Annotated in this window: 18 protein-coding genes; 13 read left to right on the top strand and 5 right to left on the bottom strand. The window is 69.4% G+C overall.

What is annotated here, in order from left to right; translation table 11 throughout:
* The first annotated feature begins 12 nt into the window (after positions 1 to 12).
* Entirely contained in the window at positions 13 to 909 is an 897-nt protein-coding gene (locus G432_RS16615; RefSeq protein WP_015459980.1) for an NAD-dependent epimerase/dehydratase family protein, read from the top strand.
* A gap of 4 nt (positions 910 to 913) precedes the next feature.
* On the top strand, positions 914 to 1,714 hold the full coding sequence (locus G432_RS16610; RefSeq protein ID WP_015459979.1) for an SDR family NAD(P)-dependent oxidoreductase: 801 nt from the start codon (positions 914 to 916) through the stop codon (positions 1,712 to 1,714).
* Positions 1,715 to 1,811: 97 nt separating this feature from the next.
* On the opposite strand, the gene G432_RS16605 is transcribed toward G432_RS16610, so the two are convergent.
* Positions 1,812 to 2,312, bottom strand: a complete 501-nt coding sequence (locus G432_RS16605) for a GNAT family N-acetyltransferase (RefSeq protein WP_015459978.1) — start codon at positions 2,310 to 2,312, stop codon at positions 1,812 to 1,814.
* A gap of 13 nt (positions 2,313 to 2,325) precedes the next feature.
* The gene (locus tag G432_RS16600; protein ID WP_041864968.1) at positions 2,326 to 2,583 is read right to left on the bottom strand and encodes a YjhX family toxin; all 258 of its coding nucleotides are present in this window, start codon (positions 2,581 to 2,583) and stop codon (positions 2,326 to 2,328) included.
* A 281-nt stretch (positions 2,584 to 2,864) separates the two neighbouring features.
* Between G432_RS16600 and G432_RS16595 the strand changes: the two genes are divergently transcribed.
* The 9 genes from G432_RS16595 (at position 2,865) to G432_RS16555 (ending at position 13,503) form a co-directional block, all read left to right on the top strand.
* Positions 2,865 to 3,578, top strand: coding sequence for a response regulator transcription factor (locus tag G432_RS16595; RefSeq protein WP_202192052.1), 714 nt, complete (start codon positions 2,865 to 2,867; stop codon positions 3,576 to 3,578).
* A 25-nt stretch (positions 3,579 to 3,603) separates the two neighbouring features.
* Positions 3,604 to 4,914, top strand: a complete 1,311-nt coding sequence (locus G432_RS16590; protein ID WP_015459975.1) for an ATP-binding protein — start codon at positions 3,604 to 3,606, stop codon at positions 4,912 to 4,914.
* Between the two features lie 82 nt (positions 4,915 to 4,996).
* Entirely contained in the window at positions 4,997 to 7,273 is a 2,277-nt protein-coding gene (ptsP, locus tag G432_RS16585; protein ID WP_015459974.1) for a phosphoenolpyruvate--protein phosphotransferase, read from the top strand.
* Between the two features lie 123 nt (positions 7,274 to 7,396).
* Positions 7,397 to 8,275: a helix-turn-helix domain-containing protein gene (locus tag G432_RS16580; RefSeq protein ID WP_144062069.1), complete on the top strand. Its 879-nt coding sequence runs from the start codon at positions 7,397 to 7,399 to the stop codon at positions 8,273 to 8,275.
* 132 nt (positions 8,276 to 8,407) lie between these two features.
* Positions 8,408 to 9,325, top strand: a complete 918-nt coding sequence (locus G432_RS16575) for a YbgF trimerization domain-containing protein (RefSeq protein WP_015459972.1) — start codon at positions 8,408 to 8,410, stop codon at positions 9,323 to 9,325.
* 31 nt (positions 9,326 to 9,356) lie between these two features.
* Positions 9,357 to 10,301: a tRNA lysidine(34) synthetase TilS gene (gene tilS / locus G432_RS16570; protein WP_015459971.1), complete on the top strand. Its 945-nt coding sequence runs from the start codon at positions 9,357 to 9,359 to the stop codon at positions 10,299 to 10,301.
* 81 nt (positions 10,302 to 10,382) lie between these two features.
* A complete protein-coding gene (ftsH, locus tag G432_RS16565; RefSeq protein WP_015459970.1) occupies positions 10,383 to 12,329 on the top strand; it encodes an ATP-dependent zinc metalloprotease FtsH in 1,947 nt (648 codons plus the stop codon).
* A gap of 84 nt (positions 12,330 to 12,413) precedes the next feature.
* On the top strand, positions 12,414 to 13,016 hold the full coding sequence (locus G432_RS16560) for a DUF3800 domain-containing protein (protein ID WP_015459969.1): 603 nt from the start codon (positions 12,414 to 12,416) through the stop codon (positions 13,014 to 13,016).
* Between the two features lie 109 nt (positions 13,017 to 13,125).
* Positions 13,126 to 13,503 (top strand): VOC family protein, encoded by a 378-nt coding sequence (locus tag G432_RS16555; RefSeq protein ID WP_015459968.1) that lies wholly within the window; start codon positions 13,126 to 13,128, stop codon positions 13,501 to 13,503.
* A gap of 36 nt (positions 13,504 to 13,539) precedes the next feature.
* On the opposite strand, the gene G432_RS16550 is transcribed toward G432_RS16555, so the two are convergent.
* From G432_RS16550 to G432_RS16540, 3 genes are read right to left on the bottom strand one after another with little or no spacing between them, the layout of a single operon-like run.
* Entirely contained in the window at positions 13,540 to 14,910 is a 1,371-nt protein-coding gene (locus G432_RS16550) for an amidohydrolase family protein (protein ID WP_015459967.1), read from the bottom strand.
* Between the two features lie 16 nt (positions 14,911 to 14,926).
* Positions 14,927 to 15,532: a thioredoxin family protein gene (locus tag G432_RS16545; RefSeq protein ID WP_015459966.1), complete on the bottom strand. Its 606-nt coding sequence runs from the start codon at positions 15,530 to 15,532 to the stop codon at positions 14,927 to 14,929.
* A gap of 35 nt (positions 15,533 to 15,567) precedes the next feature.
* Positions 15,568 to 17,637, bottom strand: coding sequence for a protein-disulfide reductase DsbD family protein (locus tag G432_RS16540; protein ID WP_015459965.1), 2,070 nt, complete (start codon positions 17,635 to 17,637; stop codon positions 15,568 to 15,570).
* 95 nt (positions 17,638 to 17,732) lie between these two features.
* Here G432_RS16540 and G432_RS16535 point away from each other — a divergent pair, with 95 nt between their 5' ends.
* Together G432_RS16535 and typA are read left to right on the top strand one after the other, a co-directional pair.
* Positions 17,733 to 19,364 (top strand): alkaline phosphatase family protein, encoded by a 1,632-nt coding sequence (locus tag G432_RS16535; protein WP_015459964.1) that lies wholly within the window; start codon positions 17,733 to 17,735, stop codon positions 19,362 to 19,364.
* Between the two features lie 108 nt (positions 19,365 to 19,472).
* Entirely contained in the window at positions 19,473 to 21,293 is a 1,821-nt protein-coding gene (typA, locus tag G432_RS16530; protein WP_015459963.1) for a translational GTPase TypA, read from the top strand.
* The last annotated feature ends 37 nt before the right edge of the window (positions 21,294 to 21,330 follow it).

Below are 21,330 nucleotides of genomic sequence, written 5' to 3'. Positions count from 1 at the left end.
CGGAGAAAGACCATGAAGATCCTCGTTGTCGGCGGCGCCGGCATGATCGGCGGCCACGCCGCGCTCCACCTCAAGTCCAAGGGCCATGACGTCAGCATCGCCGGCCGCACCCCGCCGACCCCCGGCACCCCGCTGGGCGAGCTGCCGTTCATCAAGGTCGACTATATCAACGACACCAGCTTCCCGGCCGGCTTCGACGCGCTGGTGTTCTGCGCCGGGCAGGACGTTCGCCACATCCCGGAAGGCGAGGATAACGAGACCTATTGGAAGAAGGTCAACTCCGTGGCGGTGCCGCGCTTCTTCCAGCTCGCCAGGGATGCGGGCGTGAAGGTCGCCGTCAACGTCGGCAGCTTCTATCCGCAGGCCGCGCCCCACCTCGTTGCCGGCAACCGCTATGTCGAATCGCGCAAGGAAAGCTGCGAAGGCATCCGCGCGCTCAACGGGCCGGGCTTCCGCACCCTGAGCGTCAACGCGCCCTTCGTCGTCGGCACGGTGCCCGGCCTCGTCGTGCCGATGTTCGTCGCCTATACCCAATATGCGCAGGGCAAGTTCGCGCCCATGCCGGAATTCGCGCCGGGCGGCGGCGTCAACTTCATCTCCACCCAGTCGCTGGCCGAAGCGGTCGAAGGCGCGCTGGAACGCGGCGAGGGCGGCAAGGCCTATCTGGTCGGCGACGAGAACCTCTCCTACCAGCAATATTTCGGCTTCTTCTTCCAGGCCGCCGGGCGGGATGTGCCGCCGGTGCTGGATCAGGAGCATCCGATGCTGCCCGACGCCGCGATCTTCGCCGGCCGCGGCAACGACCTGTTCTACGAACCCGACGCCGCCGAGACCGCGACGCTCGGCTATCGCCGCAACGACATCCAGCGCACGGTCAACCAGATCGTCGCCCAATATAAGGACATGTAAGGCCATGGCGGGGCGGTTCGCCGGCAAGGTGGCGCTGGTCACCGGGGCCAGCGGCGGGATCGGGGCGGCCAGCGCCGTCCGGCTCGCCGCCGAAGGGGCGGTCGTGGTCTGCCACGGCCGCGACGAGGGGCGGACCGCGGCCGCCGCGGATGCCATCCGCAAGGCCGGCGGCACCGCCCATGTCGTGATCGGCACGCTCACCGGCGATGCCGAGGCGGCGGCGATCGTCGATGCGACGCGGGCGGCGGCGGGCGATGTCGACATCCTCGTCAACAATGCCGGCGGGGAATCGGCCGGCGGCGGCATGGCCGGCTGGTTCGAGGCGAGCGCCGAGGACTGGCTGGCGACCTACGATTCCAACGTCGCCTCGATGGTGCGGCTGATCCACGCCTTCACCCCCGCGATGCGGGACAAGGGCTGGGGCCGGCTGATCCAGATGTCCAGCGGCGTGGTGGACGTGCCGATGCCGATGATCCCCGATTATCAGGGCGCCAAGGCCGCGATCCGGGCGCTGACCGTCAGCCTTTCCAAGGCGCTGGCCCGCACCGGCATCACCGCCAACAGCATCAGCCCCGGCTTCGTGCTGACCGATACCAACCGCAAATGGGTGGCGGCGATGGCCGAGCGCAGCGGCATCACCGGCGACTGGAGCGAGGTGGAACGCTGGGCCGCGCGCAAGTTCGTGCCCAACCATGCCGGCCGCCTCGGCAAGCCGGAGGATATCGCCAACGCCGTCGCCTTCCTGGCCGATCCCGCATCCGATTTCGTGAACGGCATCGATATCCGGGCGGACGGCGGACACTAGGCTGCGGGCGACGGATCGGCGCCGCGCTCCGAAATCCGGCGGCAAGCAAAAGCCGGGAGGAATAAGCGGGCCGCCTCCGGGGCAACCCGCTCATCCTTCAGGACGCCCCGAAACCGGGATGATATTCGACCCGGCCCTCCGGCGCGGGATCGGCGAATGCGATCCGCATGAAATAAGCGGCGGGCGCGCCGTCATAATATAGGGCTTCGTCCCTTTCGAAGCCGAAGCGCCGATAATATGCGGGCTCGCCCAGCACCACGCAGCCGCCGGCGCCCTGCCGCCGAAGCTCTTCGAGCCCCGCGCGGATCAGGGCGCCGCCGATGCCGGCCCTTTGCCGATCGGGACGGACGGCCATGGGGCCGAGCCCGAACCAGCCCCCTTCCCGCCCGTCGATGGTGACGGGGGAAAAGGCGGCATGGCCCGCGATCCGGCCGTCATCGTCGACCGCGACCAACGACAGGGCGAGTGCCCCCGCATCCCGCAGCGCGGAGATGATCGCGGGCTCGGTCCCGTCGCTATGATCCACGCCGGCGAAGGCGTCGGCGGTGATCCGGGCGATCGCGGCATGATCCTGCGGCTGTTCCTTGCGGATGATCATCCCCTGCCTCCTGCTATCGGTTATCGGGTTGCGATCGCACCGAGCGCCTGCCCAGTTCGGAAATGCGATAGGGGCTCGATTCCCTGGATTCGATCAGCCGCTTGCGCCGCAGTTTCCTGAATATGCCCAGGGTGCAATCGGAAAGAACATGGCCGTCCCGCGTGAAGCAGAGGACGTCGGCGATCCGCCCCCGTTCGTCATGGCGATGACGAATGAAGCCGCCTTGAGCCAGCACGTGAAGCACGCGCTGCTCGTATCGTGAAATGTTCATTATAAGCTCGTGGATAGAACCGCACGGATGACAACCCCGGACGCGCGAAGGCGCACCCGGACCATGGTTGTCGGCAGTCTCGGTCGGCCGAGACGTCAGGCGGTTTGCACAAGCTCCAACATGAAACCCGCCCATACGACGTGGTTTCCGGCCGTGTCAAACGCAGGGAGGACGGGCTCACGCCGATGACATGACGGCGGGCGCGGCGCGCGCTATCGTCCGCCGCCATGACCGAAACCGATATGCATTCCGCCCATCCCGCCGCCGATATCGCCGCCGACATGCCCGCCCGGGTGCTGATCGTGGAGGACGATGCCGGCATGCGCGTGCTGCTGGTGCGCGCGCTGCATGGCGAGGGGATCGAGGCGATCGGCGCGCGGGACGAGAATGAGGCCTGGCCGCTGCTGGATGCCGGCGGCATCGATCTGGTGATGCTGGACGTGATGCTGCCGGGCCGATCGGGGCTGGACATGCTGGACGACATCCGCGCGCGCCATCCCATCCTGCCCGTCATCATGGTGAGCGCGCTGGGCGGCGAGGCGGACCGGATCGCGGGGCTGGATCGCGGCGCCGACGATTATGTCGCCAAGCCGTTCAGCCGGGGCGAGCTGCTCGCCCGCGTTCGCGCCGCGCTCCGCCGGGCGCGGGCGCCCGTGGTCGCCGATATGCCGCGCGGCGACATCGCCCGCTTCGCCGGCTGGACGCTGGACCTGCGCCGCCGCACGCTCACCGCGCCGGACGGCACCGCCGTCGAGCTTTCCGGCGCGGAGCATGATTTGCTGGCGATCCTGGTGCAGCACCCCCATCGCGTGATCGGCCGCGAGCGGCTGCTGGAGCTTTCCCGCGCGCGGCGCGCCCAGGCATCGGACCGCAGCATCGACGTGCTCGTCAGCCGCCTGCGCCGCAAGCTCGGCGATTCGGATCAGGGCGACACGCTGATCCGCACCGTGCGGGGCCGGGGCTATATGCTGGCGGCGGACGTGACGCGATCCTGAGCCATTGACCGGAGGCGCCACCGCCATGCTGAAGGGATCGCGCCTGCTTTCGATCGGGCTTGCCGGCCAGATCGCGCTCGTCATCCTCGTCACCACCAGCCTTTCCTTCTTCGGCAGCGAGCTGCTCTACAAGCGGGCCGAGACCGAGCTTGTCGCGTCCAGCCAGGCGGAGCGGGTCGCCGGCCGGCTGGCATTGGCAGACCGATTGATCGCCCCCCTGCCCCGCGCGGAGCGGGGCGAGGCCGCCCGCCGGCTTTCGACCGACAGCCTCGCCCTGGGATGGTCCGCCGGGGCCGCGCCGCCCATGGCGGAGCCATCGCCGCATCTGCCCGTGGGCCATATCCGCAAGCGGATGTCCGAGCTGGAGCCGGGGCTGGCCCACCGCGACATCCGCATCGTCGAGGATGCCGGCGGCGGCGTGGCCGGCGCGCTCCGCTTGGGCGACGGATCAAGCATCATCTTCCGCGCCGAAGGGCGCAGCGCCCGCGTGCCCACGCTGGGCAGCCATCTGGTGTCGCTGCTGCTGCTGACCGGCGGCGTGCTGCTGGCGACGCTGCTGCTGCTGCGCGCGCTGGCCGAGCCGCTGCGCACCCTGGCCCGGGCCGCCGACCGCGCCGGGCTGGGCGAGCCGATCACCGTGCCGGAGGAAGGCCCGCCCGAGGTGATCAGCCTCGCCCGATCGGTGAACGCGATGCAGGCCCGGCTGATGGCGCTGGTGGAGGATCGCACCCAGGCGCTGGCGGCGGTCTCCCACGATCTGCTGACGCCGATCGCCCGGCTGCGGCTGCGGGCCGGCGCGCTGGAACCGGGCGAGACGCGCGATGCGATCCTGCGCGATCTGGACGAGATGCAGGCGTTCATGACCTCGATCCTCGGCTATCTGCGCGGCGCGGAGCCGGAGGCCGCCAAGCCGATCGATCTCGCCTCGCTGCTGATGACGATCGTGGACGATGCCGCCGATACCGGCGCCGACGCCAGCTATGACGGGCCGGACCGGCTGCCGGCCGTGCTGCCGCCGCTGCGCATCCGCCGCGCCGTCGCCAACCTCGTCGAGAATGCGCTGCGCCATGCCGGGCAGGCGCGGGTCCGCCTGTCGCGCGAAGCCGATGCCATCCGCATCACGATCGACGATGACGGCCCCGGCATCGCCGAGGCGGACATGGCGCATGTGTTCGATCCCTTCCACCGGCTCGACGCCTCCCGCAGTCGGGAAAGCGGTGGGGCGGGGCTTGGCCTCGCCATCGTCGTCCGCGCACTGGAGGGGATCGGCACGGTCACGCTCGCCAACCGCCCCGAAGGCGGCCTGCGCGCCGAGATACGGCTGTCGGTGCGCTAGAATGCGGTTCGGTCCACCGCCATCGCCGCCCCCAAGCATAACTGTGTGGCGCGGCGGCCACTTCCTCTGTTAGCAGGGGCACATGCCCGGAACGACCGCCACCTCCGCCGCCCGTGAGATACTGACCCGCCTGCACGACGTGATGGCCGCGCGCACCAATGCGCAGGCCAAGCTCAACCAGGTGGTGAACATCATCGGCGAGGCGCTTTCGAGCGAGGTCTGCTCCATCTACCTGCTGCGCGACGGGCTGCTGGAGCTCTACGCCACGCGCGGCCTGAAGCAGGAGGCCGTGCACGTCACCCGCCTCGCGCTGGGCGAGGGCCTCGTCGGCCACATCGCCGCCGAGGTGAAGACGCTGAACCTGGACGAGGCGACGAGCCACCCCGATTTCGCCTACAAGCCCGAAACCGGCGAGGACCTGTTCCACAGCTTCGCCGGCGTGCCGATCGTGCGGCGCGAGCGCGCGGTGGGCGTGCTGGCCGTGCAGCATGCCGAGCCGCGCCGCTATGACGAGGTGGAGATAGAGGCGCTGCAGACCGTGGCGATGGTGCTGGCCGAGCTGATTGCCGGCGCCGGCCTGATCGACGAGGCTTCCCCCGGCACCGGCGGCGCGCGCGAGGCCGGGCCCGTGCGGCTCGGCGGGCTGAAGCTGGTGGAGGGCATGGGGCGCGGCCATGTGGTGTTCCACCAGCCGCGCGTGCACATCGAATATACCGTGGCCGAGGACATCGAGGTCGAGCGCCAGCGCGTCTATGCCGCCTTCCGCCAGATGCGCGAGCAGATCGAGCGGATGACCAGCCAGGCCGAATTCGGCACGGCGGGCGAGCATCAGGACGTGCTCGAGACCTACAAGATGTTCGCCTATGACGAAGGCTGGACCCGCCGGATCAACGAGGCGATCGACAGCGGCCTGACCGCCGAGGCGGCGATCGAGCGCGTGCAGCAGCGCACCCGGATGCGGATGCGCGAGATCAGCGATCCGCTGCTGGCGGACCGGATGCACGATCTGGAGGATCTTTCCAACCGGCTGCTGCGCACGGTTTCCGGCCAGCTCGGCACCGCGGCCCAGATGGGCCTGCGGCAGGATTCGATCCTGGTGGCGCGCAACCTCGGCCCGGCCGAGCTGCTGGAATATGACCGCCGCCGGCTGAAGGGTGTGATCCTGGAGGAAGGATCGCTGACGGCGCACGTCACCATCGTCGCCCGCGCCATGGGCGTGCCGGTGCTGGGCCGGGTGCGCGACATCCGCCAGATGGTGCAGGAAGGCGATCTCGTCCTGCTCGATACCGCGCAGGGCGCCGTGTTCATCCGGCCGACCGCCACGATGGAGGAGGCGTTCGACGCCAAGCTGACGCTGGGCCAGAAGCGCCGCGCCGAATTCGCGGCGATGCGCGATCTGCCGCCCGTCACCCTCGATGGCCGGCGGATCACGCTGATGGTGAATGCCGGCCTGCGCGACGACGTTTCCGCGCTGGACGTGACGGGCGCCGACGGGATCGGCCTGTTCCGCACCGAATTCCAGTTCCTGGTTTCCGCCACCCTCCCCCAGCGCGAGCGCCAGCAGCGGCTCTATCGCGACGTGCTGGAAGCCGCCGGCGACCGGCCGGTGATCTTCCGCACCGTCGATATCGGCGGCGACAAGACGCTGCCCTACATGAACCATGACGCGCATCAGGAGGAAAATCCCGCCATGGGATGGCGCGCCATCCGCCTCGCGCTCGATCGCGATGCGCTGATGAAGGCGCAGGCGCGCGCCCTGCTGGAGGCCGCCGCCGGTCGCACGCTCCACGTGATGTTCCCGATGGTTTCCGAACCGTGGGAGTTCGATCAGGCGCAGGCCCTGTTCGAAACCCAGCGCCGCTGGATCGCCGATCGCAACCGGCCCCTCCCCACCGCCGTGCAATATGGCACGATGCTGGAGGTGCCGGCGCTGGCGGAGATGCTGGACGTGCTGCTGCCGAAGCTGGATTTCCTGTCGATCGGCACCAACGACCTCACCCAGTTTCTGTTCGCCGCCGATCGATCGCATCCCAAGCTTGCCGAACGGTTCGACTGGCTTTCCCCCGCCATCCTGCGCTTCGTCGCGCGCGTTGCCGAAACGGCGCGCGCAGCCGGCGTGCCGACGGCGGTTTGCGGGGAAATGGGCGGCCGCAGCCTGGAAAGCATGGCCCTGATCGGGCTGGGCATCGAACGCCTTTCCATCACGCCCGCTGCCATCGGGCCGGTCAAGGCGATGGTGCGCACGCTGGATGCCGCGCGGCTGCGCGCGGACATGGCGCGATGGCTTGCCGAAGGCGCGCCGGACATGCGCGCCCGGCTGACGGCCTGGGCCGATGAACAAGGCGTGGCTATAAGCTGATTTTTCGCGTAAATATGGGCCGGGACGATCGTTTCGATTTGACGTCCCGGTTTGCATTTGTGACAAGGCAACAGGTGGCGCGCGCTTTTTCGGGATAATGGGATGGAGCGCCCCGGAGGTCGCATGAATGACACGACCGGCGAATTCGCCGTGGAGGCTCCCTTTACTGTAGGCGCACGCCTGGCCGAGGCGCGCAAGGCGCACGCGCTCGACCTCGCGGACATCGCCGCGCGGACGCGCGTGCCGCTGCGCCATCTGGAAGCGATCGAGGCGGGCGACATCGCGGCGCTTCCGGCCGTGCCCTACAGCGTCGGCTTCGTCCGCGCCTTCGCCCAGATCGTCGGGCTCGACGCCAACGCCCTGGCCCGCGAATTCCGCGAGGAGATGGGCGGCGGCCAGCCCGAACGCATCATTCCCGAACCCTTCGAGCCCGCCGATCCGGCCCGCGTGCCCTCCCGCTTCCTTGTGACGGTGGCGATCGTCGTCGCGATCGTGCTCGGCGGCGCCTATGCCTTGTGGCGGAGCGGCGCCTTCACCGGATCGGGCGACCAGGAACGGGTGGCCAGCGCCACGCCGGCCCAGGGCCTGCCCGAACCGACGCCGCCGCCCGCCTCGATCGCGCCACCGGCTCCCACGCCGTCGAGCGGACCGGTGGTGCTGACCGCGCTCGAGCCGGTATGGCTGCGCGTCTCGGACGGCGGCACCCGTCTGATCGAAAAGCAGCTTAACGTCGGCGAGACGTGGGAAGTGCCGGCCACGGCCGCCGATCCCCGCATCCTCACCGGACGGCCGCAGGCCCTGCGCGTCACCGTAGGCAGCGCGGTGATCCCACCGCTGGGCGCCCCGGAACGCACGATCCGCGACGTGAGCCTGAAGGCGGATGCCCTGCTCGCCCGGCTCAATCCGCCCACCGCTTCCGCGGCCCCGGTGCCGGCGCCGGCAGCGGCGCTTCCCGGCGATCCGGCGCCCGTCCTGCCCAACCCGGCGCCGATCAACCCCTGATCCCTGCCACCGGCTCGGCCGTTCGCGGCCGGCATCCGGCGCGCTTTCGCGCGATCGGGGCTTGCTTCATCGCAGCGACAGCCGCCATGGAGGATGGACATCCTATCCATCAACCGAGCTGAGGGACTAATCATGCGTTTCGCGATCACCGCGGCCCTGCTGCTGGCGACGACGGCCGCGCCTCTGGCGGCGGCGCCCCAACCCGCCGATGTCGGCCAGCGCGTCGACAAGCTGGAGCGCGAGATGCGCGCGGTGCAGCGCAAGGTGTTCCCCGGCGGCAACCAGCAATATTTCGAGCCGGAGATCGCTCCCCAGCCGGCGGCGCCCGCGGCCGGCGGCGTGCCCGCCAGCAACCCGCTCGCCGATCTCACCACGCGGGTCAGCTCGCTGGAGCAGGAGCTGGCGCGCCTGACCGGCCAGATCGAACAGAACAGCTTCAAGATCCGCCAGATCGAAGAGCAGATGAGCCGATTCAAGGGCGATGCCGAATTCCGGCTGAACGCGCTGGAAGGCAATCCCACGGCCAAGCCGGGCGGCAGCGCCGCGGCCCCCGTGCTGACGCCGCCCGCCCCCGGCCGTCCCGCCCAGCCCGCGCCGGAGGTCGCCCCGCCCCCGCCTGCCGCCGTCGCCTCCAACCGCCCGGCATCGGGCGATGCGGGCGAGGATGCCTATCTTGCCGGCTACGATCTGTGGGCCGCCAAGAAATATCCCGAGGCGGAAAGCGCGCTGCGCGCCTTCATCGCCAAATATCCCGATCACAAGCGCGCCAGCTTCGCCCGCAACCTGCTGGGCCGGACCTTGCTGGACAGCGGCCAGCCGGCCAAGGCGGCCCAGACCTTCCTGGAAAATTACAAGAAGCTGCCGCGTGGCGAGCGCGCGCCCGACAGCCTCTATTATCTCGGCCAGTCGCTGATGGCGCTGAAGCCGCCCAAGCCCAGCGAGGCGTGCGAGGTCTATCGCGAACTGGACGACGTCTACGGCACGACGATCGCGGCCGCACTCAAGGACCGCGTGACCAAGGCCAGAGCCGACGCCAAGTGCAAGTCCTGACCGGCCTTCAGGCTTTCGCGACAGGTTGATGATGCCGGCCGGATCGCCCGCCGCCGATCGGATCGATCGCTTCCGGTCCGACATCGGCAGGCTGGCCGGCGATCAGGCCCGTATCGGCCTGGCCGTATCGGGCGGGCCGGACAGCGTTGCATTGCTGCTGCTGGCGGCCGAGGCGATGCCCGGCCGGATCGCGGCCGCCACCGTCGATCACGGCCTGCGCCCGGAAGCCGCCGCCGAGGCCGCGTTCGTGGCCGGCCTCTGCGCCGCGCGCGGCGTGCCGCATGCCACGCTCGCCGTAACCGTGGCGCCTACGGGCGAGGGCGTTCAGGCCGCCGCCCGCGCCGCCCGCTATGCCGCGCTGGAGGGCTGGCGCGCGGACGCGGGGCTGGCCTTCGTCGCCACCGCCCATCACGCCGACGACCAGGCCGAAACGCTGCTGATGCGCGCCAGCCGGGGCGCGGGCGTGGGCGGGCTGGCCGGCATCCGGGCAGCGAACGGCGCGATCATCCGCCCGCTGCTCGGCTGGCGCCGCGCCGAGCTTGCGGCGATCGTCGCCGAAGCCGGGATCGATCCCGTCGACGATCCTTCCAACCGCGATCCCCGCTACGACCGCAGCCGGATGCGCGCGCTGCTGGCCGCCAATCCCGAGCTGGACGTGCCCGGCCTCGCCCAGGCCGCCGCCAACCTCGCCGATGCCGCCCGCGCGCTCGACTGGGCGGCCGAAAGGCTGTGGAACGAACGCGCCGGCGTGGCCGGGAACGGGGTGACGCTCGACCCCGCTGGCCTGCCCGCCGAGCTGGTCCACCGACTCGTCCGCCGCGCGCTCGCGAATCTCGGCGAGGAAGGCCGGGCCGACCGAATCGCGCCGCTGATCGCGCGACTCGAGGCCGGCCAGCCCGCCTCGATCGGCGCGATTCTGGCCCGGCCGGGCGCAATCTGGACGTTCGCTCCCGCCCCACCCCGCAGATTCGGCTGAAAAAGCGGCCCCATCCCCCGGCGTTGGATTGCCATTAACCGGGGACCCCCTATCTTGGTGGCCTCGAAAGGTCAGGAACGCATGAACGACGACAAGGAACCGCAGGGCAACCCCTGGATGAAAAGCCTTCTCATCTGGGTGGGCATATTGCTCGCGCTCGTCGCGTTCGTTTCGATGTTCGACAGCTCGTCACGCCGCGCGGACGCCAGCGCCATCCCTTATTCGGAATTCCTCAACCATGTGGAGGAAGGCACCGTCAAGGATGTCGAGATCGCGGGCGACGTGGTCACGGGCAAGCTCAACAACGACCAGAGCTTCCGCACCATCGCCCCCTCCGATCCGCAGCTTGTGCAGCGGCTCGCCGAAAAGGGCGTGAACTTCCGCGCCAAGGCTGAGGAGCAGGCCAGCTTCTGGATGATCCTGCTCTACCAGTCCCTGCCCTTCCTCCTGATCCTGGGCATCGCCTTCTTCGTGATGCGCCAGATGCAGAAGAATGCCGGTTCGGGCGCGATGGGCTTCGGCAAGAGCCGCGCCAAGATGCTCACCGAAAAGCATGGCCGCGTCACCTTCGACGACGTCGCCGGCATCGACGAGGCGCGCGAGGAACTGCAGGAGATCGTCGATTTCCTGAAGGACCCGACCAAGTTCGCCCGGCTCGGCGGCAAGATCCCCAAGGGCGCGCTGCTGGTCGGTTCGCCCGGCACCGGCAAGACGCTGCTCGCCCGCGCCATCGCGGGTGAGGCGAACGTGCCCTTCTTCACCATTTCCGGTTCCGACTTCGTCGAGATGTTCGTCGGCGTCGGCGCATCCCGCGTGCGCGACATGTTCGAGCAGGCGAAGAAGAACGCGCCCTGCATCGTCTTCATTGACGAGATCGACGCGGTCGGCCGCCATCGCGGCGCCGGCCTCGGCAACGGCAATGACGAGCGCGAGCAGACGCTGAACCAGCTCCTCGTCGAGATGGACGGGTTCGAAGCGAACGAGGGCATCATCATCGTCGCTGCCACCAACCGGCCCGACGTGCTCGATCCCGCGCTGCTGCGCCCCGGCCGCTTCGACCGGCAGGTCGTGGTGCCGCGCCCGGACATCGAGGGCCGGCAGAAGATCCTCGAAGTCCATATGAAGAAGACGCCGCTCGCCCCCGATGTCGATTCGCGCACCATCGCGCGCGGCACGCCGGGCTTTTCCGGCGCCGATCTCGCCAACCTCGTCAACGAGGCCGCCTTGCTCGCCGCGCGCAAGGGCAAGCGCCTCGTCGCGATGAAGGAGTTCGAGGAAGCCAAGGACAAGGTGATGATGGGCGCCGAGCGCAAGTCCATGGTCATGACCGAGGACGAGAAGAAGGCGACCGCCTATCACGAGGCCGGCCACGCGCTCGTCTCGCTGCACGTCCCCGGCTGCGATCCGCTGCACAAGGTGACGATCATCCCGCGCGGCCGCGCGCTGGGCGTGACCTGGAACCTGCCCGAGCGCGACCGTTATTCCATGTCGATGAACCAGATGAAGGCGCGGCTCGCGCTCTGCTTTGGCGGCCGCATCGCCGAACAGCTCATCTACGGCAAGGACGCGCTCAACACCGGCGCCTCCAACGACATCCAGCAGGCCACCGACATGGCCCGTTCGATGGTGATGGAATATGGCATGTCCGAACGGCTCGGCTGGCTGCGCTATCGCGACAATCAGGACGAGGTGTTCCTCGGCCATTCGGTCGCCCGCTCGCAGACCGTGTCGGAGGAGACCGCGCGCCTGATCGATCAGGAGGTCCGCCGCTTCGTCGAGGAAGGCGAGGCGACCGCCCGCCAGGTGCTCACCGAGAATCTGGACGAGCTGCATCGCCTGGCCGAAGCGCTGCTGGAATATGAGACGCTGACCGGCGAGGAAGCCAAGCATGCGATCAAGGGCGAGCGAATCGGCCGCGACGAGACGGGCGGCCACCGCCATGTGCAGATCGGCGTCGGCGGCTCCTCCATCCCCAAGAGCAAGCGTCCCGGCGGCGGCTGGGGGGATCCGGCGCCGCAAGGGGCCTGAACCCACCCGCCATCAACCAATTGCCAGGGGCCGCTCCGTTGCGACGGGGCGGCCCTTTCTTTCAGACCGGACATGGGGGGCAGGATGCCGATCTTCTGCGATGAAAGCGGGGCGCCCGCCACGGGGGCGATGACGCTTGCCGCCGTGGCGATCAGCGACGAAGGCGCGGCGGCCCTCCTCGCCCGCTATCGCGCGGTAACGGGGCTGACCGGCGAACTGAAGGGCAGCCGCATCGATCCGATCGAGCGCGCTTATGTGCTGGAACTGATCGAGCGCTTCGGCGGCGAGGCGATCATCAGCGTCGCCACGCCCGCCCGCCATCCGGGCGAGGATAGCGGCGCGCTCGATCTCAAGACCTATTCGGCGCTGCTGGCCGATGCGATCGGCGCGCATCTGGACGCCGCACCCGGCCCGGTGACGGCGCTGATCGACGACGGCCGCTATTCCGATACGACGCTGGCCCGCGTGCGCGACGAAGTGGAAAGGCTGATCGACCGGCACGATCCGGCCTCGCGCGCGGAACTGCGCGACAGCCGCCGCACCGCCGGCATCCAGATCGCCGACATCCTGGCCAACAGCGCCTGGAACGTCGCCACCGGCACGCTGCGCAGCGCCCGCATCGCCGTGATCCTCGAACCCTTCATCGCCAACGGCGTGATCCGCATGCGGCAGGTGAAAATTCCCTGAGGCGTCTCCCCCCGGTCCGCGGCCATCGCGCCGGGACGGCGATTGAATCCACCCTGCCCCGGCCCCACATGCAACCTCCCCACCCGAGGCAACGGAAGGTGGTGCCAAGATGGTCGCGGAACTGAACCACATCATCGTCTGGTGCGCCGACACGGCGGCCTCCGCCGGCTTCCTGGCGGATATCCTCGATCGCCCGGCGCCCACCCCCTTCGGCCATTTCCGGGTGGTGGCGCTCGACAACGGCGTTTCGCTGGATTTCCTGGCGAAGGACGGCAATGTCTCGCCGCAGCATTACGCCTTCCTTGTCGGCGAGGAGGATTTCGACGCCGCCTTCGCCCGCATCCGCGAACGCGGCCTCACCTGGTGGGCCGATCCCGCCCGTTCCAGGCCGGGCGAGATCAACCGTCATGACGGCGGCCGTGGCCTCTATTTCGAGGATCCGAACGGCCATCTGCTGGAAATCATCACCCGGCCCTATGGCGGCTGATCCGCCATCGATATGGCGGCCCCGCTCCGGGCGGTCTCAGCCCGGCATGGCGTAGCCGGCCGCCACATCGGCCAGCATCGCGGCGAGCGCGGGGGCATCGTGCCAGCGCCCGCCCGCCATCACGCCGGCCGGCCGGCGAAGCGTGGCGAGGTCGTCGAGCGGGTTGGCCGATGCCAGGATTAGGTCCGCCCGGCTTCCCGGCGTGACGGTGCCGAACGGCATGCCGCCGGGATGGGTCTTGGCGATGAATTCGCCGGCGCGGCGCGTGGCCGTTTCCAGCGCGGCATGGCGGCTGAAACCGGCGGCGACCAGCCGGTCGAGATTGCCGTGCAGCGCGAAGCCCGGCACCAGCCCCGGAATATCCGGCGAATCCGTGCCCGAAAGCAGCGGCACGCCCGCCTGTTCGAGCGCGCGGGCGAAGACGCGCAGGAAGCGGACGCGATCGTCGAGGCTGCCGGCCTTGCGGGCATAGCCCTCGCGCGGCCAGGAAAAGCGATAGGCGGGCGCGAGATAGCGGGCCTCGGGCGCGGCGAGGAAGGCCTGCACCTGTTCGGGCTTTCCCCACTGGCTGGCGATCGTCCCGTAGGTGACGAGATCGGCGACGATGAACGTGCCCGCCTGCTTTGCCAGGGCCACGGCCGCCGGGATGGCGGCTTCATCCGGCGCGGCGTTGGGCGCGCTTTCCGGCGGCTGGGGGAAGAAGGTGTAGAAGAATTCCTCCAGATGGGCGACCATCGCCTGGCCGGCCGCGATCTGCCCGGCCAGCCCCACCGCCGTCACGCCATGGCCCACGATCGGCAGGCCCATGGCCGGCCCTTCCCGCGCGAGCACGGCGAAGCATTCGGCCGAGAGATTGTTGTAGACCTTGATGAAGTCGTAGCCGTTGGCGCGCGCCACGATCAGCGCGGCGCGCACCTCATCCGGCGTGCGCACCACCAGATGGCCATATTGGGGCGATCCATCGACGGCGAGCGCCGCGAAGACGCGCGGCCCCGGCACGTCGCCCCGCGCCACGGCGGCGCGGGTGCGGCCGACGAAGCTGTTGCGCGCCTCGCCCATGTTCAGGCTGGTGGTGATCCCGCAGGCGAGCTGCACCGCCAGATCCTGCCGGCTGTCCGAATGATTGTGCATGTCGGCAAGGCCGGGCAGCAGGAATGCGGTGCCGCCGCCGTCGATGCAGCGCGCGCCCGACGGAACGGCGATCCCCCGGCCGATCGCGCGGATCAGCCCGTCCGCCACGATCACCGTCTGGCCCCGCAGCACGCGCTGCCGATCCATGGGCAGCACGTTGACGTTCACGAAGGCGGTGGCGGGCGATGCCGGGGCGGGCGCCGCAAGCACCTGCCGGCCCGCCGCCAGGAGCGCCAGCCCACCGGCCAGCGCCTGCCGGCGCGTCCACCCCCGCATCCCCGCCACGCCCGGATCAGCCGGCGTATTTCACCGAGCAGCCATAGGGCTTGCTGGTCGCCACCGCGACCGGCTTGCCGGCCTTCACGTCCGCCAGCGCCGCCAGCACATGGTTGCGCGCCGTCGTGATATCGGCCTGGTCGGCGGTGGGCTTGTCGTCGATCGCGCCGGCATAGACGAGCGTGCCTGCCGGATCGATCACATACATGTGCGGCGTCGTCTTGGCGTCGTAGAGCTTGCCGACGATGCCCTTGGGATCGAGCAGATAGGCCGTCGCCTCCGCCTTTTCCTTCTTTTCGAAGGCCTGCGCCTCGGCGCCCGTCATATAACCCTGCTTGCCCGGCGCGCCCGAATTGATCGTCAGCCACACCACGCCCTGCGCCTTCGCGGCCGCCTGCGTCTTCTGCATGTTGCCGCTGTCATAATGCTTCTGCACGAAGGGGCAGCCGGGATTGTTCCATTCCAGCACCACCGTCTTGCCGCGGAAGCCGGAGAGCTTCACCGGCTTGCCATTGGCATCGGCGGCGATGAAATCGGGCGCCGGCTGGCCGACGGTGGCGGTGGCGAAGGCGGGCGCCGCGATGGCGATGGCGGCCGCGAATGCGATGCTTTTGCCGATCATCTGATGGTCCTTCCTCTGCTTCCAACTCTCGATATTCAGGCGGCGAGCGCGGTGAGCGTGCCGGGGGTCAGCACCTGCGGCAGCGTCTCCACCGGCCGGCCGGGGCGGTAGAAGAGATAGAGCGGCACGCCCGATCGGCCCTGCTGGTTGAGGAAGCGGCCGATGGCGGCGTCACCCTTGGTCCAATCCCCCACCAGCACCGCCACATTGGCGTCGGCGAAGGCCTTGGCCACCTCGGCCCGGTCGATCGCCACCTTCTCGTTCACCTTGCAGCTCAGGCACCAGTCGGCGGTGAAATAGACGAAGACCGGCCGGCCTTCCGCCTGCAGGGCGGCCAGCTTTTCCTCGCTGAAAGGCTGGGCGCCGAGCGCGCCTTCGCTCGCCTGGGATGCCGCGGCGACCGCGGGCTCGCGCGGCACCGCCACCATCAGCGCCAGCGCGGCGGCGGCGGCGGGCGCCAGCGGCCACCAGGCGGCGGCGCGCCCGGTCGCCTGCCGGCGGCCGACCCACCACAGGCCGAAGCCGGTGAGCAGCGCGGCGCTCAGGCCCAGCGTCATCCCGTCCACGCCCGCCTGCTGGCCCAGCAGCCAGGCGAGGCCAAGCGCCGTCAGGAACATCGGGATGGCGAGGATGCGGCGCAGCCGGTCCATCCACGGGCCGGGGCGCGGCAGCCGCCGGCGCAGCGCCGGCACGAAGCCGAGCGCGAGGAAAGGCAAGGCAAGCCCCAGGCCCAGGCCCGCGAACACCGCCAGCGCGGCCGCCGCCGGAAGCACCAGCGCCGCGCCCAGCGCCGCGCCCATGAAGGGGCCGGTGCAGGGGGTGGCGATGAAGGCGGCGAGCGCGCCCGTCCAGAAGGCGCCGTGCGTGCCGCCCTTGGCCGCCAGCGCCTGGCCGCCGGCCACGGCCGGAAGCTCGAACAGACCGGCGAGGTTGAGCGCGATCGCGGCGGTGAGCAGCAGCAGCAGCAGGATCACGCGCGGGTCCTGCAGCTGGAAGGCCCAGCCCGCCGCCTCCCCGCCGGCGCGCAGCGCCAGCAGCACGCCACCCAGCGCCAGGCAGGTCGCGACGGCGCCCGCCGCATAGGCCAGGGCTTCGTGCCGCGCGCCGCGCCCGTCGCCACCGGCGCGGGCGAGGCTCAGGGCCTTGAGGCTGAGGATCGGGAATACGCAGGGCATGACGTTCAGCAGCAACCCGCCCAGGATCGCCCCGCCCAGCGCGAGAAGCGCGGTGCGGACGCCGCCGGCCCCGATCCCCGCGCCTTCCGACGAAGCCGTCACCGGCGCGCCGGCCGCCGGCACCTCGCCGGGCTTCGCCGACAGCGCCAGCCCGTTGTCCCTGCCGATCCTGAGAACGCCGTCGACCTCGTTCAGGCCCGCCGCCCCGCCGCCGGCCTTCACCTCGACGATCAGATTGTCGCCGTTGCGGCTCACCGCCTGCGGTGCGGCATAATCGATCGCGCCGTCCGTCAGCGGGAAGAAATAGACGTCCGCCACATCCAGTTTGGCCGGGATCGGCACGGCGAGGCGGAAGGTTTCGCCCTTCACGGCGAAGCGGCCCTCGCTGCCGAGCGGCTTGGGCATGGCGGCCCGCCAGCGCGCGAAATTCCCGGCCAGGGCCGCATCGGCGCGGCCGTCGCCCACCTTCAGGTCGATGGCGATGTCGGCTTTCTCCGGGACGCAGATTTCCTTGGTGCAGGCGAGCCATTTCGCCGTGCCCCGGATCGGCAGCGTCGTGCCCGGCGCAAGGCCGGCGGGCAGCTTGAGCTGGATCAGCTGGGCATATTCGCCTTCATAGACATAGTTCATCAGCCCCGCGACGATCAGCGTGTGCGGCACCGGATAGGCAAGCTCGCCCGCCGTGACACCATCGGGCAGCTTCCAGTCGATGAGCGTCTCGATCCCCGAGTCGCCGGGATTCTTCCAATAGCCGTGCCAGGTGGGCGCGGGCTTCATCACCAGCGCCAGCGTGGTCGCGCCGCCGGCCGCCGGCTCCGCGCTTTCCGCCACCAGCCGGGGCGCGATGTGCAGGCCCTGCGCGGATGCGGGCGCTAGGCCGATCAGCATCAGGCCAAGCATCGTCATCAATCGGCAACCGAAGGCGATCATCGGGGCTCCAATTTCCATGGTCACGCCGCTATAGCACCGCCGGGGCCAGCACGCATACCGGGAGCATCCAAGTGAAATTGTGGCAAAAGGTTACGATGGCGGCGGCGACGGCCGCCATGCTGCCGACGGCGGCGCAGGCGGACGGCGCGGTGGCGCAGCCTTCCCGGCCGAAGCTGCTGGTGGCGATCTCGGTCGATCAGTTCTCCGCCGATCTCTTCGCCGAATATCGGCAACATTATACCGGCGGCATGAAGCGGCTGGCCAATGCGATCGTCTTCCCGGCCGGCTATCAGAGCCACGCCGCCACCGAAACCTGCCCCGGCCATTCGACGATCCTCACCGGATCGCGCCCCGGCCGCACCGGCATCGTCGCCAACAACTGGTATGATCTGTCGCTGCCGCGCGCCGACAAGAAGGTCTATTGCTCGGAAGATCCGTCCGCGCCGGGCAGCGATTCCGATCATTATGTCGTCTCGCCGCTCTATCTGAAGGCGCAGACGCTGGGCGATCGGATGAAGGCCGCCGATCCCGGCAGCCGCGTCGTCGCCGTCGCCGGCAAGGATCGCGCCGCCGTGATGATGGGCGGCCATGTGACCGACCAGATGTGGTTCTGGGGCGGCAAGAGCTATGTGACGCTGCCCGATCGCAAGGATCGCCCTGTGCCGGCCGCGATCGGCCCGATCAACGCCCGCGTCGCCGCGCTGGTGGCGAAGCCCGGCAAGGCGGAATTGCCGGCGATGTGCCGTTCGCGCTCGGTGGCCGTGCCGATCGGCCAGGGCAAGCAGGTGGGCGTGCTGGCCGATCGCAAGGCGGAGGATTTCAAGGGCTTCCGCGCCGCCGCCGATTTCGATGCCACCACCACCGATCTCGCCATCGGCCTGCTCGACGAGCTGAAGCTCGGCCGCGGCGCCGGCACCGACGTGCTGACCATCGGCCTTTCGGCGACGGACTATGTCGGCCACACCTACGGCACCGAGGGCGCGGAGATGTGCGCGCAGATGGTGGCGCTCGACAATAATGTCGGCCGCATCCTCGCCGCCCTGGATGCGACGAAGGTGCCCTATGCCGTCGTCCTCACCGCCGATCATGGCGGCCACGACCTGACCGAGCGCACCCGCCAGCGCGGCTTCGCTTATGCCGAGCGCGTCGATCCGAAGCTGAACCCGGCCGCCTATTCCGAGATCATGGCCAGGGAGTTCAACCTCTCGCTGAAGGACGATCTGATCCACGGCGACGGGCCGTTCGGCGACTGGTATCTCTCGCGCGAGATTCCGGCGGACGTCCGCCCGCGCCTGCTCGCGGCGCTCAAGGCGCGGCTGCTGGCGCACCGCCAGGTGGCGGAGGTGTTCACCGCCGACGACATGCGCCGCCTGCCGATGCCGCAGCCGCCGGTGGAGGAATGGTCGCTGGCCGAGCGCACCCGCGCCTCCTTCGATCCGGAACGCTCGGGCGACCTGATCGTCCTCCTGAAGCCCAAGGTGATGCCGATCGCCGATCCCACCAGGGGCTTCGTCGCCACCCATGGCTCGCCCTGGCAGAATGACCGGCGCGTGCCGATCCTCTTCTATCGCCCCGGCGCCACCGGCTTCGAACAGCCGCTGTCGGTGGAGACGGTGGATATCCTGCCGACGCTGGGCGCGCTGGTCGGCCTCAAGATCCCGGCGGGCGAGATTGACGGCCGCTGCCTCGATCTGGATGCGGGCGCGGCCGACAGCTGCGCCGATTGATGGTTTTCCGGGCGCCATGACCGCCGAAACGCATTGTTGCCTTGTTGCAGCGCGGCGATTCGGATATGGCGCCCGGCAAATTCCCTCTCCTCCGCAGGATCCTTTTTCATGAGCCTCCGCAACGTGGCCATCATCGCGCACGTCGATCATGGCAAGACCACGCTGGTCGACCAGCTTTTCCGCCAGTCGGGCACGTTCCGCGACAATCAGCGCGTGGAAGAGCGCGCGATGGACTCGAACGATCTGGAAAAGGAACGCGGGATCACCATTCTCGCCAAGCCGACCTCGATCGACTGGCAGGGCACGCGGATCAACATCGTCGACACGCCCGGCCACGCCGATTTCGGCGGTGAGGTGGAACGCATCCTCTCGATGGTCGATGGCGTGATCCTGCTGGTCGACTCCTCCGAAGGCGCGATGCCGCAGACCAAGTTCGTCACCGGCAAGGCGCTGGCGCTGGGCCTGCGTCCCATCGTGGTGGTCAACAAGATCGATCGTTCGGACGCGCGCGTGCAGGAAGTGCTGGACGAGGTGTTCGATCTGTTCGTCAGCCTCGACGCGACGGACGAGCAGCTCGACTTCCCCGTGCTCTTCGCCTCGGGCCGCAACGGCTATGCCAGCGACGATCCCGAGGCGCGCGAAGGCACGCTGACCCCGATGTTCGAAAAGATCATCAGCCATGTGCCGCCGCCCAGCGTCGATCTGGATGCGCCCTTCTCCTTCCTGGTCACGCTGCTCGATCGCGACAATTTCCTCGGCCGCATCCTCACCGGCCGCGTCAATTCGGGCGTGGTCAAGCTCAACCAGCCGATCCACGCGCTCGATGCCGACGGCAATGTGATCGAGGCGGGCCGCGCGTCCAAGCTGATGACCTTCCGCGGCCTCGATCGCGTGCCGGTGGAGGAAGCGCAGGCGGGCGACATCATCAGCCTGGCCGGCCTGGCCGTGGCGACCGTGGCGAACACCATCGCCGATACCTCCGTCAGCACGCCGATCAAGGCGCAGCCGATCGATCCGCCGACGCTGTCGATGCGTTTCGCGGTGAACGATTCCCCCTTCGCGGGCCGCGAGGGATCGAAGGTCACCAGCCGCATGATCCGCGACCGCCTGTTCCGCGAGGCGGAATCGAACGTCGCCATCAAGGTGACGGAAGCCGCCGACAAGGACAGCTTCGAGGTGGCGGGCCGCGGCGAGCTCCAGCTCGGCGTGCTGATCGAGACGATGCGCCGCGAGGGCTTCGAGCTCGGCATCAGCCGCCCGCGCGTGCTGTTCCGCGATGGCGAGAACGGCCGCGAGGAACCGTATGAGACCGTCGTGATCGACGTGGACGAGGAATTCTCCGGCACCGTCGTCGACAAGATGAACCAGCGCAAGGCCGAGATGACGGACATGCGCCCGTCCGGCGGCGGCAAGACCCGCATCACCTTCTCGGCGCCGTCGCGCGGCCTGATCGGCTATCATGGCGAATTCCTGTCGGATACGCGCGGCACCGGCATCATGAACCGGCTGTTCGAGAAATATGGCCCCTATAAGGGCACGATCGAGGGCCGGAAGAACGGCGTCCTCATCTCCAACGGCAATGGCGAGGCCAATGCCTATGCCCTGAACTCGCTGGAAGATCGCGGCATCCTGATGGTCGGCCCCGGCGAGCCGCTCTACGAGGGCATGATCATCGGCGAGAACGCCAAGGATGACGATCTCGAAGTCAATCCGATGAAGGCGAAGCAGCTCACCAACTTCCGCGCTTCGGGCGGCAAGGACGACGCGATCCGCCTGACCCCGCCGAAGAAGATGACGCTGGAACAGGCCATCGCCTATATCGACGATGACGAGATGGTGGAGGTGACGCCCAAGACCATCCGCCTGCGCAAGCGCCACCTCGACCCGCACGAGCGCAAGCGCGCCAAGCGGGCTTCCGAAGCGGCCTGAGGCATCCTGATCGCCCCGTCTTCATCGGGGCCGGAAG

Origin of the sequence: Sphingomonas sp. MM-1, assembly GCF_000347675.2 — a bacterium.
GTDB lineage: Bacteria > Pseudomonadota > Alphaproteobacteria > Sphingomonadales > Sphingomonadaceae > Sphingomonas_E > Sphingomonas_E fennica.
Note: the sequence above shows the minus strand (reverse complement) of the source record. Positions and strands in the feature narration are given on the sequence as shown.

Coding starts and splice junctions, on each gene's coding strand:
- G432_RS16615 (WP_015459980.1), top strand. CDS start 13: ATGAAGATCCTCGTTGTCGGCGGCGCCGGCATGATCGGCGGCCACGCC.
- G432_RS16610 (WP_015459979.1), top strand. CDS start 914: ATGGCGGGGCGGTTCGCCGGCAAGGTGGCGCTGGTCACCGGGGCCAGC.
- G432_RS16605 (WP_015459978.1), bottom strand. CDS start 2,312: ATGATCATCCGCAAGGAACAGCCGCAGGATCATGCCGCGATCGCCCGG.
- G432_RS16600 (WP_041864968.1), bottom strand. CDS start 2,583: ATGAACATTTCACGATACGAGCAGCGCGTGCTTCACGTGCTGGCTCAA.
- G432_RS16595 (WP_202192052.1), top strand. CDS start 2,865: ATGCCCGCCCGGGTGCTGATCGTGGAGGACGATGCCGGCATGCGCGTG.
- G432_RS16590 (WP_015459975.1), top strand. CDS start 3,604: ATGCTGAAGGGATCGCGCCTGCTTTCGATCGGGCTTGCCGGCCAGATC.
- ptsP (WP_015459974.1), top strand. CDS start 4,997: ATGCCCGGAACGACCGCCACCTCCGCCGCCCGTGAGATACTGACCCGC.
- G432_RS16580 (WP_144062069.1), top strand. CDS start 7,397: ATGAATGACACGACCGGCGAATTCGCCGTGGAGGCTCCCTTTACTGTA.
- G432_RS16575 (WP_015459972.1), top strand. CDS start 8,408: ATGCGTTTCGCGATCACCGCGGCCCTGCTGCTGGCGACGACGGCCGCG.
- tilS (WP_015459971.1), top strand. CDS start 9,357: ATGCCGGCCGGATCGCCCGCCGCCGATCGGATCGATCGCTTCCGGTCC.
- ftsH (WP_015459970.1), top strand. CDS start 10,383: ATGAACGACGACAAGGAACCGCAGGGCAACCCCTGGATGAAAAGCCTT.
- G432_RS16560 (WP_015459969.1), top strand. CDS start 12,414: ATGCCGATCTTCTGCGATGAAAGCGGGGCGCCCGCCACGGGGGCGATG.
- G432_RS16555 (WP_015459968.1), top strand. CDS start 13,126: ATGGTCGCGGAACTGAACCACATCATCGTCTGGTGCGCCGACACGGCG.
- G432_RS16550 (WP_015459967.1), bottom strand. CDS start 14,910: ATGCGGGGGTGGACGCGCCGGCAGGCGCTGGCCGGTGGGCTGGCGCTC.
- G432_RS16545 (WP_015459966.1), bottom strand. CDS start 15,532: ATGATCGGCAAAAGCATCGCATTCGCGGCCGCCATCGCCATCGCGGCG.
- G432_RS16540 (WP_015459965.1), bottom strand. CDS start 17,637: ATGATCGCCTTCGGTTGCCGATTGATGACGATGCTTGGCCTGATGCTG.
- G432_RS16535 (WP_015459964.1), top strand. CDS start 17,733: ATGGCGGCGGCGACGGCCGCCATGCTGCCGACGGCGGCGCAGGCGGAC.
- typA (WP_015459963.1), top strand. CDS start 19,473: ATGAGCCTCCGCAACGTGGCCATCATCGCGCACGTCGATCATGGCAAG.